Below are 13,964 nucleotides of genomic sequence, written 5' to 3'. Positions count from 1 at the left end.
TGGCTGCTGCCACGCCTGCCGCGCTTTGCCGAGCGCCACCCCGGCACCGAGCTGCGCGTGCTGGCCACCGAGCGCGTGTCGCGCTTCCATGCGGAGGGGGTGGACCTGTCGATCCGCTATGGCCAGCCCCCGTTTGGGCCGGGGCTGCACGTGCAGCGCCTGCTCGACAACACCCTGATCGCGGTGGGCAGCCCGGCGCTGGTGGGAGCACCGGGCGCGCTGACGCCAAAGCGCCTGGCCAAGCTGCCGCTGATCCACGACGCCCATGGCTCCTGGCCCGCGTTCTTCGCGCAGGCCGGCATGCCGGCCCCGCCACCGGGCGGCACGCGCTTCAACCAGATCAGCCTGGCCATCGACGCGGCCATCGCCGGCCAGGGCCTGGCGCTGGCCAGCCCCTTCTTCGTCGCCTCCGACGTCGCCTCAGGCCGCCTGGTGCGGGTGCTGCCGCAGGTGGCGCTGCGCACGGGCAGCGACTACCACCTGGTGTGGCCGCAGCGGGCGCGCGGCGGTGATGGGGGCTTGCTGGACGAGGTTACCGCTTGGTTGCTGGAGGAGGCTGCGCGCGAGGGGGCGCCGTCCACGCTGCCTTGAGACCGACTTCGATACTCCCTTGTAGGCCAGTACGGCGAAAGGTGTATGTAGGACCGCTGGGCCTGCGAGGCACGGGCTTGCAGGCCCTGGGCGAGGCCCCTGCTCCTACACCCCTTGCGTGAACCGTGCGCCACAGTGGTCGTGCCGCTTTCATGGTGCGGTGCCACGTGGGCAGACGTGGCCGGATAGGCGCCGAGGCGTTTGCGGGTACTCCAGCCGGCCTATCTTTTGCTCGCCCTTCGGGGCGGGCATTTTTTGCCGGGTCGGCTGGTGGCTGTGAAGCCATGGCCTGCGGCGCGGGCTGACAGGGTGGAATCGAAGGCGCCCGTGGGGCTCTGAACGTCGCTTTGTCCCGTTCTTGTCCCGTTTTCGGGGGTGGGTCGCGCCAAGTGGTTGATTCCAAAGGCGGAAAGTGGTCCCCTCGACAGGAATCGAACCTGTATCTAGCGCTTAGGAGGCACTCGTTCTATCCATTGAACTACGAGGAGGACGCAGCGGGCGATTGTAGGGGCAGTGCGGGGTGGTCCCGGCAATGCCCGCTTTTTGCTCCGCGCCGTCCCGCATGCGGCCTTGCCTTCAGCCGCATGGCTAGGCGGGAAGCCGCAGACAGTGCTTTAGAACCTGTTTACGATCTCGCAGGGGATCGCGTTGGGGCGCAATCGGTATGAGTGGATGCTCCGGGTGCGCCGCATGGGCTCGTGCCCATGCAAGCAGCCGGGGCGTCCAATCGCCCGATTTCGCTCCAACCCTTCGGGCAAGGCCGCTGCGCGACCCCTGCGAGATCGTAAACAGGTTCTGAGCACGGCAAGGCGAACCAACGACGCCAGGCGGTTGAAGGCACAGCCGCATCAGTCGTACTTCAACGTGTAGATGATGTCCACCGCACTCTGCGCCCCCGTCTGCCCGCGCAGAGTCAGGCGGCGCGACAGGTCGTAGAAGATGTACAGCGTGCCCAGCGTTCCCGACAGGCTGCGCTCGTACGTCACGTACAGGTCGGTGGACAAACGCTTGCCGAAGGTCAGCGCGGCGCCGGTGGCGTCTTCACCGGCACCGGGGCCCTTGAAGCCGATTTCGTCCAGGCCCAGGCGGCTGGCCATGTTGGCGGTGGCGCCGGTGCCGCCCTTGCGGCCGAGCAGGGCCAGGGCGGCTTGCTGCAGCACGGCGGCTTCGGCGCCGCCGGCGGCGGCGTCGCGGCCCAGCACCACCCACGACAGTTTTTCGGCATCGGGCAGGTCGGGGTCCGAGTACAGGCGCACGCGCGGGGCCAGGGCCGAGCCGCTGACCTGCACGCCGGCACGAACGCTGATGTTGGGGCGCAGCGCCAATATGTCGAGCGAGGGGTTGTTGTACGGGCCGCTGAAGCGGATGAGCCCCGTCTCCACGTCCAGCACCTGGCCCCAGGCGCGGTAGCGGCCCTGCTCGGTGCGCACCTCGCCGATCACGCGCGGGGGCGCGCCGGGCACCGCACTGCTGCGGATGTCGAGCTCGCCCGTCAGGCGCGTGGTGATGCCCTGGCCCTGCAGCGCAAAGTCGCGCCCCAGGTTCAGGGTGATGGCGATGTCGGGCGGCTTGGCCGTGGTGGGCGTGGTGCCGGTGGCAGGCTGCGCGGCGGCCTGGTTCGCCTTGGCCACTGCCTGGGCCTTTGCCTGGGCTTCGCGGTCCTTGGCGGCCGAGCGCACCACCACGTCGCTGCCCAGGCTGGGCGCGGTCTCGTCGGGCAGGATGATGGTGGCGCGGTCGGTGGTCAACTGCCCGCGCACGCTGAACTGGCCCTGCTGCAATTGCGCCTGCACCTTGCCCGACACGCTGACCTGCCGGTCGGCCCGGCCCAGCACCTGCAGGGCCTTGGCCTCGGCCTGAAAGCTCATGGCCAGGCCCGACATGCCACCGTTGTTGCTGGTTGCCGCATCGCCCCAGGTCACGCGGCCGGTGCCGGTGAGGCTGCCGCCGTCTTGCGGGGCGCTGGTGCGGTTGCCGCTGTAGCCGGGAATGCGCGCCTTGCTGCCCGTGCCCCCCCGCAGACTGAACTCGGTGATATCGAGCTGGTTGCCATTGAGCGCCGCGCGCAGGCGCCCGCCCTGCAGGTCCACCCCATCGAGGATGGAGCGCACGGCCAGCTCGTCGGCCCCCAGCGTGCCGGCCCAGCGCGGCGCAGCGCGCGTGCCCGACAGGGTGGCGTTGGCATCCAGCGTGCCGCGCACGCGCCAGCCCGGCGGGGCCAGGGCGGACCACACGCCCACGTCGGGCAGGCGGGCGCGCAGGGTGCCGGCCAGCGGCGCGTCGGGCGCCAGCGTGGTCGCACCCAGCGTGCTGCCCAGGGTGAGGCGGGTGCTGGCGGTGGCGTCCACCTCGCCGGCGCGGTCGCTGGCCCACACCAGCCTGGCGCGCAGGGCATCGCCCTCGGCCTCCAGCGTCAGCTCGGCCTGGCGCACGCCAGCATTGCTGCCGCTGCCGGGCTCTTCGGTCACGGTGGCCGTGGGGCTGCCCGCGCCGGTGCCCTGGCCGCTGCTCTGCACGGTGGTGATGGGGGCCGAGTCCACCGCCAGGATGCGCAGGTCACCCGAGGCGCGGCGCACGCTGGCGCTGGCACGCAGCGGGCCGCTGGTGGTGGTGTCCACATTCCACTGCCCGTCGAAGACGATGTTGCCGGCCAGGCCCAGGCGGGCCAGCAGGGGCTGGGCAGGCTTGCCAGCGGGGTCGCTGCCTCCACCCCCAAACGCATCCACCCAGGCCATGGGCAGGCCTTGCAGGCTGCCCTGGGTCTGCAGGCGCAGCGGGCTGCCGCCGCCGCCCGCGTAGCTGATGGGCTGCCAGCGCAGCGTGGCCGTGCCGGCCACCGGCCCGGTGATGCGCGCCTGCCCGGCAGAGGCCTGCACCGACAGGGCTGCCGCACCGGTGGCAGAAGGGGCGGTGCCCGATGCTGGCATGGCCGGTGCCAGCGCGGCCCCGCCCATGCGCAGCTTCACGGTCACGGGCTCGGCCAGTTGCACGGCCCAGGGGCCGGGCAACTGCGTGTCTTGCGCCTGCAGGCGCAGTTCGGTCACCTGGGCCTGCCACTCGTTGGCACCGCTGGTGCCGCCCGCCAGGCGCGTGCGCACCGTGGCGCGCTGCGTGCCGGTGCGGGCCTCGCCATCCAGCGCCAGCGTGGCCTGGGCGAGCGAGCCCGAGAGCTCGGCATTCACACCGCGCAGCTGCACGGCCGCCATGCCGCCCGGTGCGCCCCCCTTGGCCGGTGGCAGGGCCACATCGAGCTGGGGTGCGTTCACGCGGGCCTGCAGGGTGAAGTTGCTGGCGTCTTTGCCACCTGCCGGCAGGGCCTTGCCGGCCGCCAGGGCCTCGATCTGGCTTGCTGCCGTCTGCCAGCCACCCGTCCAGCGGGCATTGAGCTGGGCCTGGCCTTTGGCGGTGACTCCCTTCATCGCATCACCCAGGCCCGGCAGGCTGGCCAGCCAGGCTTGCGTGCGCTCGGCATCGCTTAGCTGCAGCTGCAACTCGCCCGCGCCCTTGGTGGGCGCCATCTGGCCGTTGGCATTGGCGGTGGCGCCCGGCACCGTGGCGCGCAACTGGCCCTGGGCCGATTGCTCGCCAAGGGCCACGCGCAGTTGCGTGGCCTCGACCTTGGCCTGCAGCGCATCGAGCAGCAGGCGGTCCAGCTGCACTGTGCCGCCACCCGTCTGCGCCAGGTACTGGCCCTGGGCGGTGAAGGTGTTGATGCGCAGCAGGGGCGCGCCCTTCTTGCCAGGGGCCGCTGCGGCCGGCTGCACCGGCGCAGCGCCCGTGGCGCGGATGTCGGCGGTGAAGCGCACGGCCTGGTCGGCCTGGCCCTGGGCGGTGATGCGCCCGCCCAGCGGCGCCGCCGCCAGCGCGGTGTGCAGCGCATCGGGGCGCAGGTTGCGCAGCTCGGCCAGGCCCTCGGCCGCGCCGGTGGCGGGTGTGAACTGGCCCTTGAGGGCAATGGTGCCCGCGGCCTTGCCCGTGCCGATGGTGGCCGTGGCCGCAGGCACATCCCAGCGCGTGCCATCAAAGCCTGCGCGGGCCTGCAGCGCGGCCAGGGGCAGGTGCTTGCTGTCCCAGGGGCCGGGCAGGTCGTTGCGCAGGTCGGCCTCGATGTTCCAGCCGGCGATGGCGGGTGCGGGGGATGAACCGGTGGGTGCCGTGGCAGCGGTCGCATTCACCGGGTCCACCTTCACCGTGCCATGCAGCAGCGTGCGCGGCGCCTGGGGCCACAGGGCGGCCAGGTCCAGCGCCTTGAGAGCGGCAGCGGCCTGCTTGAGGGGCTGGGGCACCCAGGGGAGGATGGTGGCCTGCACGTCGGCCTGCATGGCCTCGGCAGGGGCGGAGGGCGCCTTGGCGTTGGCCGGGGCGCCTTTGCGTGCGGGTGTGGCTGCGGCCGATGCCGCCGGAGCAGCAGGCTCAGCCGCCGCCACCACCACGGGCTTCAACTGCGCCGCCGCTTGCAGCTGCGCGGCGGCCGTGGCCAGCGTGCCCTGCACGGTGGCGTGCGCCGCCACCTGCAGCGGGTTGCCGCCGCCCGGGGGCGTGGTGTGCACGGTGCCGTCCAGCGTGGCGTCGATGGCCATGGGGGCTTGGGCCTGCAGCTTCACGCGGGCCTGGTACTGGCCCTGGGCCAGCTCCACGTTGTCGATCTTCAGGTGGTGTTCGGTGCCGTCGTAGCGGTAGTCGCCGGCCAGGTTCTGGGCCTGCACGGCGGGCTTGCCGGCCAGGCTGATCTGCTGCTCGGGCGAGCCCGCCCACTCCAGGCTGTCCACCTTGAAGGGCACGGCCACCTGCACCGGCAGCACCAGCTGCTCCAGCGGTTTCAGGGGCTCGGTGCTGGCGGGCGCCGTGGCCTGGGGGGTGATGCGCACGCGCGCGGCATGCACCTCGCCCAGCTCCACCTTGCGGCTGAGCAGCGGCGCCAGTTGCCAGCCGATGCGCGCGCCGTCCACCTCCACCACCAGGGCCGGACTGCTCCAGCGCAGCCAGCCAATGCTGCCGCCCGTGCGCAGCGATCCGCTCACGTCGCGGCTCTCCAGCTTCTGGTCCGCCGGCAGGTACTGCGCGGCGCGCGCCAGCGCCAGGGCCAGCGATGTGCTGCTGCCCGCCCACCACCACGCCGCGCCGGCCACTGCCAGCACCAGCGCCAGCAGGCCAACCACCAGCCACACCAGCAGGCGCAGCCAGGTACGGCGCCGGCGCGGCGGTGGCGGCGGTGCCGACGACCCGGCGCTGAAATCGGGCGAGCGGTTGGCGGCAGAGGCGGGCGGGTTGCGAGAAGGCATCAATCAACAAGTCAGGAAATCAGGGGCAGTAAAAAGGCAGGCCGTGCGGCCGTCTCAGAACGTGAAGCCCAGGCGCAGGTGCAGCCGCAGCTCCTTGGCCTGCACGCCATAGGCCAGGTCGGCCTGCAGCGGGCCCACGGGGCTGCGCCAGCGCACGCCGGCACCTACGCCTACGCGCGGGTCCAGGTCGCCCACCTTGTCGGCCACGGCGCCGGCATCCACGAACAGGGTGCTCTCCCAGTCCGTCATGCTGCCCTTGTAGACGATGGGGCGCTGCCACTCCAGGCTGCCCACGGCCAGGTAGCGTCCGCCGTACAGCTGGTCGTTGTCGGTGCGCGCACCGATCTTGCGGTAGCCATAGCCGCGCACCGTGGTGTCGCCACCGGTCAGAAACAGCTGCGTCACCGGCAGCTGTGCGCCCTGGCGCGCAAACACCGCGCCGCCCTCGGCACGCACCGCCAGCCGCGCTGCGCGCGAGGCGCCGTCGTCGGCCTCCACGCGGCCCGCGGCGATAAAGGTCTGCCAGCGCAGCAGCGTGCGCACGAAGGGGTCGCGCTCGGGCGTGAGGGTGGTGCCCACCCCCAGCTCGGCCGCAATGCCATGGCCGCGCGTGGGGGCCGTGTTGTTGTTGAAGTAGCGGCCCGTCCAGCCGTAGTTGATGCTCAGCGCCGTGCCCGAGGGCGGGGCGTTCAGCCCCTGGCTTTTGGCATAGTCGTACTGCAGAAAGTAATTGCGGTCGATGTTCTTGGTGCTCTTGCTGCGGCCGCCGCGCAGCCGGGCGCTGTTGGTCTCATAGTCGCCCGTGTCCTCGCGCTGCACCTGGCCGCCAGCAAACCAGCGCCAGCCGTTCTCGCCGGGCAGATCGGTCCACTCGGTGCTGAGCAGTTTGTTCTTGCGGTCCAGCGACAGCTTGCTCACAGCGCGCCAGCCCAGCAGGGGCATCTGGTTGTGGATGTGGTCAATCGTCAGCCGCGGCCCGCTGTCGGTCGACAGGCCCGCGCCGAACACCACCTTCTGCAACTGCGCCTCGCGCACCTGGGCCACCACCGGCACGGCCAGCGGGTCGGTGCCCTCGGTGTCCAGCGTCAAGAACACCGCGTCGTAGTACCCGCTGCTGGCCAGGCGCAGTTGCGCGTCCAGAAGCTCAGTCTCGTCATAGATCGCGCCCGTGGGCAGGCGCGCCAGGCGGCGCGCGCCATCGGGGTCGTAGCGCTGGTCGCCCTCCACCCGCAGCGGGCCAAAGCGGTACAGCGGGCCCGTGTCGTAGGCCACGCTCAGGTTCGCCTCGTGCTTGTCGGCATCCACCTCGGCGCGGCTGTTGGTGATGCTGGCCGTGGGGTAGCGGCGCACCTGCAGCTGGCGCAGGCCGTCGTTCTTGGCACTGTCCCACGCCGACTGGGTGAAGGCCCGGCCCGGCGGCAGCCCCCAGCCGTTTTGCACGCGCCGCAACTGGCGCGCGCGGCCCTCGCCGTCCTGCGCGTTGCTGATTGCTTCGGCAAAGGTGATGTCGGCCTTGGCGATGCGCGTCTGCGGCCCGGGGTCCACCGTCACCACCACCGTGCGTGGCGCCAGTTTGGCATCGGGCGTTTCGGTCATCTCCACCGTGATGGTGGGCGCAAAGTAGCCCAGCGTGCCCAGCAGCTCGCGCGCGTTGGCATCGGCCGCGCCCAACAGGCGCTGCAGCTCGCTGGCCTGCAGGTCGGGCAGCTGGCGAAAGCGCTGCAGCTCCAGGTGCTTTTCCAGCGTCTCGCGCACCGTGCCGGGCGCGCGCACCTGCACGTCGAACGAGGGGCTGCCATCGCTGTCCGCAGCAATGGGGCTCGACGCCGCATCGCGGGGCGCCTCCTCGCCCCCGCGCCCGGGCAGCAGGCTGCAGCCCTGCAGCAGCAACAGCCCCGCAGCACTGCAAAGCAGCAACGCCGGCCATCGGGCCGGCGTTGGGGAATGGGCAGTGGGCGGCAGGGGGCTACGGGACACGGCAGGCGGTTTGGGTTGGGGTGGACGACGGGTCATGGTACGGCACAGGCAGGCTTGCGCCCCGGCGCCGGGATCGCCACAGGGGGCTGCCTGCGAAGGCCACACTATCGCCGCAAAAACCGCGTTCCTTTGTAAGACAGATTCCCGCAGCGTATCGGGGTGTATCTGGTGAGAGCGAGGGGACGCTGCCTGGCCGAAAGCGACTGCGCAGATGCTCCTTCAAACCACCACCCATAGCGTCACCCCCATTACTGCGCCTGCCAGCAAGGCCGGCGCAGCCACCGACCAGTCCTGCGTGGACGGCACGCTCGCCCCGAAGGCCGACGCCGCCAGCCAGGCATGCAGCCAGTACATGGCGCCCGACCCGGCTCCCGGCATGAAGGTGGTGGCCCACCAAAAGCTCAGCGGTGCCAGCGCCACTGGCGCCAGCGCAATCGGCAACGAGCGCAGGTACCCCGCCTGAAACCGCACCGACCCCAGCCGCCAGCCCCCGTGCGTGCGCAACGGCACCAGGTTGGGCATGGTGGGCCGGGCGCCCAGCAGCGCGGCCACCGTCCAGTGCATGGCCTCGTGCAAGGCCGTGCCCGGCAGCACCGCCAGGCAGTACGTCCACATGCCGATGTGCACGCACAGGCGCTGGAAGAGCAGGATGCCGCCCAGCACCAGCCAGTCCCGGGTATCCAGCGCCTGCGCGCGCACGCTCGCCCAGTCCAGGGGGTGGGCGAGGGCATCGGTGATCCAGGTGGTGGTCGTGCTGCTGTCCATGCGGGGTGGGTGCGTCTTTCAGGCAGTCAGTCAGTCAATGAATGAAAAAACAAGGGGGCAGGGTGCGCCACGGCTGCGCACCCATGGGCGATTGTCACGATGAAATCGGGGATGGGTGTCGGACGTGATGCCTTGTGGGGTGCTCGGAGCCCGCTCCAGCCACTGCTACGATGGCGGCTACCGCCGCAGGCAAGGCACTCCCGCCGATTGGCATTGCACACCCCCACACTCTCTCCACAGGACGCTTGGCGTCAGAAAACCATGCGCTCCTGGCACGATTTCCATATCACTGGCTACGCGGTCCATGGCACACGTAGCGAGCTGGTGTTCGAGCTGGAGTGGCCCCATGACTCCAGCGTTGACATGAAGCGAGCGAAGCTTGTTTTTGCCGGGGTCGAGGGCTACTTCCTGGAGCACGACCTGGGCGGCAACATCGTGTACGCGTTCGAAGAGAGACCGCTGCAAGAATTCTTGACGGAATGGACCGATCGCTTCGAAGCCGAATGCAAATGGGGCTGGCCCAAATTCTGGCGCCCGATCCCTCACCCGAAGCGCGCCGTCGAAGTCGAGCGGGAAGAAGCGCTTCGCGCGCTGACTGCCCTGCAGGTAAAGTGCATCGAGCTGTCCAGCTCCTATGGATTGAGCGGCTGGATCCTGGCCGCGGGAAGTCGCCATGCCTTCATCGACGCTTGAGCACGGCGCACGGCGCCGGATCGCACTTTCACTCCATTGCCTGCGGTGGTTGCAGGGGTGCCCCGCCGCGCACACCGAACGGAGCACTGCATGGGACGCTTGACCTTCAGCATCAACCTCACCCTGGACGGCTGCGTGGACCACCAGGAAGGCATCGCCGACGACGAGACACACGCCTTCTTCACCCGCCTCATGGACGAGCACGGCGCCATGCTGTGGGGCCGCGTGACGTACGAGATGATGGAACACTACTGGCCCGCGGTCGCCCGCGGCGAGGTGGAGGGTGCGCCGCCGGCGGTGCGCGAGTGGGCGGTCAAGCTGCAGGCCAAGCCCAAGTACGTGGTGTCCGCCACGCGCAAGGACTTCCCGTGGGCCCACAGCCACCTGGTCGCTGGCGGTGATGACCTGCGCGCGGGCATCCAGGCGCTCAAGGACGCGACGCCCGCCGGCGTGCTCCTGGGCAGCGGCAAGCTCGCCACCGCACTCGACCGGCTGGACCTGATCGACGAGTACCAGCTGCTCGTGCACCCCCGCATCGCTGGCCACGGCCCCACGCTGTACCAGGGCGGGCTGCCCGCCACGCGGCGGCTCACGCTGGTCTCTGCGAAGCCGCTGCGCTGCGGCGCGGTCGCCATGCATTTCCGGCGGGTGGGTTGATGGGGAGAGGGGCGTTTCTTCTGTTGGCGTGAACCCCAAATGCAGCCTCAGGCCGGACCGAAGGCCCTGGCATGGGTGGCTTGCAGCCACGCTTTGTCCGGCGGCCCGTCGAAGCCCACCACGGCATCTACGCCACACTGGGGACAGATAGCCGTCTGGTCCTGGTGGTCGCCATCGCACCACTGTGCGATGGTGCTGGACGGGAATGTGCCAAGGCAGTAGTAGCAGGCAGCAAACTCACTGCCGAGAAGCGCGTCACGATGCAGCGATGGTCCGCAAGTTCTGCCCATGGCGTCATGCAATCCAAAGTGGCACTTGCGCACGTAAATGATGGAGGGTTACTGGCCCGCCGTGGCCCGTGGGGATGTACAGCGATCATCTGCGCACGCTTCGTGGATCGGTGGTGTTAGCCGGTAATCGCCTTCAGCGCGGCCACCAGCTTGTCCATGTCGCCCTCGGTCGTATAGAGCGCCGGCGAAATCCGGATGCACTGGCCCTTGGCCACGCCGGCACGGCGCACCGAGAAGATGCCGTGCTTGTCGCGCAGCTCCGCGACGATGGCGTTGTTGTCCGCCGCGCTGGTCTTGCCTGCGAGGCGGAACGAGGTGATGCCGGCGGCCATGCCCGGCTCGTCGGGAGTCAGGATTTCCAGGCCCTTGAAACCACGCGCGCGGCTGACCCAATGGTCGCGCAGATGGCGCAGCCGCGCCTGCTTGGCGCGGGCACCGATTTCCTGGTGCAGCTTGAGCGCAGTGGGCAGCGTGAGAAAGGCCGCAAAGTTGGCGGTCCCGGTGTGCACGCGCGAGCGGATGTCGGCAAGCGGAAAGTCTTCGTCGCCCAAGGCGCGGTCGATGTCGGGCAAACGGTCCTTCTTGATGTACATGAAACCCGTGCCCAACGGAGCGCCGATCCACTTGTGCAGGTTAAAGCCCACGAAATCGGATTGGAGGTCGCCCACATTGAAGTCGATCTGGCCCCAGGAGTGGGCTGCATCCACCACCACGTCCACGCCGCGCGCGCGGGCCATGGCTGCGATTTCCGCCACCGGAATCACCAGGCCGGTGCGGTGGCTCAGGTGCGTGAGCAGCAACAGGCGCGCCTTGGGGTTGCTTTCCAGCTGCTTCTGATAGGTCTGCAGTACGGCTTCGCGCGTTGCGGGCTCGGGGATGGCAAAGCGCACCACGTCGACACCGCGGCGATCCTTCAGCCAGTTCATCGCGTACTGCATGGAGTCGTAGTCCAGGTCGGCGTACAGCACGGTGTCGCCGGCCTTGAGCTTGTTGTAGCCGGCGATCAACAACTGCAACGCCTCGGTGGCGCCACGCGTGAAGGCGATTTCTTCCACGGAGCAGCCCACGGCGGCGGCCAGTGCGGCGCGGATCGGCTCGATCTCGCGGCCGTAGGCGTTGCGCGCATAGAACGAGTTGTCGCGGTTCACCATGTCGGTCTTGGCAAGGTACTCGCGGCGCACCGGCTCGGCCATGACGCCCCAGTAGCCGTTTTCCAGATTGACGATGTCCGGCGTGACCGCGTAGAGGGAGCGCACTGCCGCCCAGTAGGGAGCGTCGGTCGCCAGGGCCTGGCCCGGCGCGGCGGACAGGGTCAACGAACTGGCAGTTTGTGCGACGGCGCGGCCAACAGAGGCCACGGTGGTGGCGGTGGCCGCCAGACCCAGCATGAAGCCACGGCGTTCGGAGGAAGTGATCATGGGCTTTTCCTTCGTCAAAATGGTGTGAGCCTGCGGTTGTAGCAGGCTGGCATGACAGTGGTTTTTGCCAATCAGAGTGGCCCCCTGGCGTCACAGCCCCAAGGGGGGCCGTGCACCATACCCAAGTCACAAGGAAGCAGATGGCCCGTATCTCCACTAAGGTCCGGCGGCGCGCGGAACGCGGCGTGCGGCGCCGGGACAAAATTCTTGCCGACCCCGCTTACCGGGGCACACCCCGCCTCTACCGCTTCGATGCATCGCTGCGCATTGCCGGCATCGGCGAGCAACACGACGCCATGCAGCTGCGCACGGGCATCGAGCCCACACATGCTGTCCGCAAGGGGGAACCACGGTTCGCCGGAAAGCGATGGCAAGAGGATCTGTGGCTCCTGAACTCGCCTTTGGGCGGCGTGGCCTCGCTGGACGCACACCTGCAATGGCTATGGCAGACCATCGCTCCGCACCAGGACTATTTTCGACAGCTCATCGCCCTGTCATCCAGTGCCGAGCTGGTTCTTGGGTGCTTCTCCGAAAGCCCGTACCCGTACCTCACGGTGGAGAGCGATTCGCTGCACCTTCTTCGGGAGTTGAAGCTGGGGGTTTCCTTCAACTTCACGTGCGTGTAGGCAGCGCGCAGGAGCTGAGGGGCATGGCGCATTCAAAGGCCAATCGGTAAGCCCGGCCCGCTCGCATCCGAACAATCCTGCGGCCACGCTGCTTACCCGGTTGCAGGCGACCCATTGGCACGCGCCGCTGGACAATTCGTCCAGTGCGGCGCGACAGGCGCCACCTATCATCGTGCCATGGCACCCCACCGGGGCCCGGCCACACGGCGTGAGGCCGGTGCGCCACTGCGCAGCAGCCACCGCAGATGCGCCGCGGGCGCTGCCACCCGCCATGGCAACAGACACAGCTACAGACCCACACACTTCATGCAAGACGCAACTACTACTTCAGCTTCTTCTTCATTCATCCCACCCGGCACCTTCCGCATCCGCCAGGCCGACCAGGCGGCCGCCTTACAGGCCCTGCAGCGCGGGTGCCCCAAGCACATGGTGGTTGCCGACTACCTGCAGAACCCCGAGGAGTTCGCCCGCACGCGCTATCTAGCGCGGGCGTTCGAGCTGCTGGGCATGCAGTGCGATGTGGATGGCGGCGACCTGCTGCTGGTGCCTTTCGAGGGCGGCGAATCGGTCGACCTGTCGGCGTACTACTGGGATTTCATCGAAGACCTGGCGCGCGAAGAGAACCCAGGCTCCATGGCCCCCGGGACCAAGGCCATGCTCCGTGAAGTGTGCGCCGATGGGGAGGATGGTGACGACGATGGGGATGGCGACGAGCACCACCACGCCAGCGAAGCGGTCGACGACTTCATCGGCGGGATGAGGGACGAGAAGATCACCCTGGCCGAGCTCGATGTCCTCATCGCCAGCGAGGGCCGGGTGGACTTTCGGGACTACAACGGCAACACGCCCTTGCTGGCGACGTGCACACGCTACCGCTGGGCCATTGCGCAGCATGCCGATGCGCAGATGGAAGAAGAGGACGACGACGAAGACGAAGACGACCGCGAGGCCAAGGCCAGTGCCGCCGCAGAGCTGGCGGTGCAGGCGCACAACCTGCAGACCGTGCTGCAGCGCCAGCCGGACCTGGCCGCGAGCAACCGGGATGGCACCGACGCGCTGGGCCTGGCCGCCGAGTCTGGCAGCGTGGATTTTGTGGACCTGCTGCTGGCAAACGGTGCAACCGTCAACGCGGGTGCGCTGCAGGGCTCCGTGCGCAGCCTGTCGGTGGACATGGTGCGCAAGATGGCCCAGGGCCATGCCCATCTGGTGGGCCCTGGGCTGCTGCTGCAGGCCTGCGCGGCCCACAGCGCCATGCCGACCAAGCTGGAGATGGTGCGCTACCTGGTGCAAGACCTGGGCTGCGACGTGAACGCCCGCGCTGCTGGCGGCATCCATGAATCGCTGGGCAGCGTGCGCCGCATGGCCACGCCCCTGATGGCCGCCGCGCTGACGGACGACCTGGCGGTGGTGCAGTACCTGCTGGCCGTCGGGGCCGATGTGCACGCAGTGGACGTGTACGGCAACACGGCCCTGCACTACTGCAGCGGCCAGACCTGGGTGTCCGAAGGGGGTCCGCTGTGGTTTGCGCTGGACGACAACGCCCAGGTCATGGCCCTGCTGCGCCAGCACGGCGCCGACGACAGCGCCACCAACGTGGCGGGCAGAACGCCGGCCGACCTGCTCGCTAGCCGGCGCGGGTAGCAATCAAGCAAGCAAGGGCCTTGC

At 69.4% G+C, this 13,964-nt stretch carries 9 protein-coding genes and 1 tRNA gene; 5 read left to right on the top strand and 5 right to left on the bottom strand.

Features of this window, described 5'->3' with window-relative positions; translation table 11 throughout:
* Window positions 1-591 (top strand): LysR substrate-binding domain-containing protein (locus PMI14_RS17190; RefSeq protein ID WP_007856500.1); only part of this gene is annotated, 591 nt, incomplete at its 5' end.
* Between the two features lie 413 nt (window positions 592-1,004).
* Here PMI14_RS17190 and PMI14_RS17185 read toward each other — a convergent pair.
* The 4 genes from PMI14_RS17185 to PMI14_RS17170 form a co-directional block, all read right to left on the bottom strand.
* A tRNA-Arg gene (locus tag PMI14_RS17185) sits at window positions 1,005-1,079 on the bottom strand.
* Between the two features lie 360 nt (window positions 1,080-1,439).
* Window positions 1,440-5,873, bottom strand: coding sequence for a translocation/assembly module TamB domain-containing protein (locus tag PMI14_RS17180; protein ID WP_007856499.1), 4,434 nt, complete (start codon window positions 5,871-5,873; stop codon window positions 1,440-1,442).
* Window positions 5,874-5,927: 54 nt separating this feature from the next.
* The gene (locus tag PMI14_RS17175) at window positions 5,928-7,886 is read right to left on the bottom strand and encodes an autotransporter assembly complex family protein (protein WP_007856498.1); all 1,959 of its coding nucleotides are present in this window, start codon (window positions 7,884-7,886) and stop codon (window positions 5,928-5,930) included.
* A 183-nt stretch (window positions 7,887-8,069) separates the two neighbouring features.
* Window positions 8,070-8,615 carry a hypothetical protein gene (locus PMI14_RS17170; protein ID WP_007856494.1) on the bottom strand — a complete coding sequence of 182 codons (546 nt, stop codon included), beginning with the start codon at window positions 8,613-8,615 and terminating at the stop codon, window positions 8,070-8,072.
* A 261-nt stretch (window positions 8,616-8,876) separates the two neighbouring features.
* On the opposite strand from PMI14_RS17170, the gene PMI14_RS17165 reads away from it, so the two are divergent.
* The gene (locus tag PMI14_RS17165) at window positions 8,877-9,308 is read left to right on the top strand and encodes a hypothetical protein (RefSeq protein ID WP_007856492.1); all 432 of its coding nucleotides are present in this window, start codon (window positions 8,877-8,879) and stop codon (window positions 9,306-9,308) included.
* A 90-nt stretch (window positions 9,309-9,398) separates the two neighbouring features.
* Entirely contained in the window at window positions 9,399-9,965 is a 567-nt protein-coding gene (locus PMI14_RS17160) for a dihydrofolate reductase family protein (protein ID WP_007856491.1), read from the top strand.
* A 406-nt stretch (window positions 9,966-10,371) separates the two neighbouring features.
* Here PMI14_RS17160 and PMI14_RS17155 read toward each other — a convergent pair whose 3' ends face one another.
* Complete coding sequence (locus PMI14_RS17155) at window positions 10,372-11,673, bottom strand: aminotransferase class V-fold PLP-dependent enzyme (protein ID WP_007856490.1); 1,302 nt, start codon at window positions 11,671-11,673, stop codon at window positions 10,372-10,374.
* A gap of 140 nt (window positions 11,674-11,813) precedes the next feature.
* On the opposite strand from PMI14_RS17155, the gene PMI14_RS17150 reads away from it, so the two are divergent.
* Together PMI14_RS17150 and PMI14_RS17145 are read left to right on the top strand one after the other, a co-directional pair.
* Entirely contained in the window at window positions 11,814-12,299 is a 486-nt protein-coding gene (locus tag PMI14_RS17150) for a DUF4279 domain-containing protein (RefSeq protein WP_007856489.1), read from the top strand.
* 306 nt (window positions 12,300-12,605) lie between these two features.
* Entirely contained in the window at window positions 12,606-13,940 is a 1,335-nt protein-coding gene (locus PMI14_RS17145) for an ankyrin repeat domain-containing protein (protein ID WP_007856488.1), read from the top strand.
* Window positions 13,941-13,964: the final 24 nt, after the last annotated feature.

This window comes from Acidovorax sp. CF316, assembly GCF_000276605.1.
Classification (GTDB): Bacteria; Pseudomonadota; Gammaproteobacteria; order Burkholderiales; family Burkholderiaceae_C; genus Acidovorax.
The sequence above is the reverse complement of the archived record's forward strand: the minus strand, read 5'-3'. Positions and strand labels throughout refer to the sequence as shown.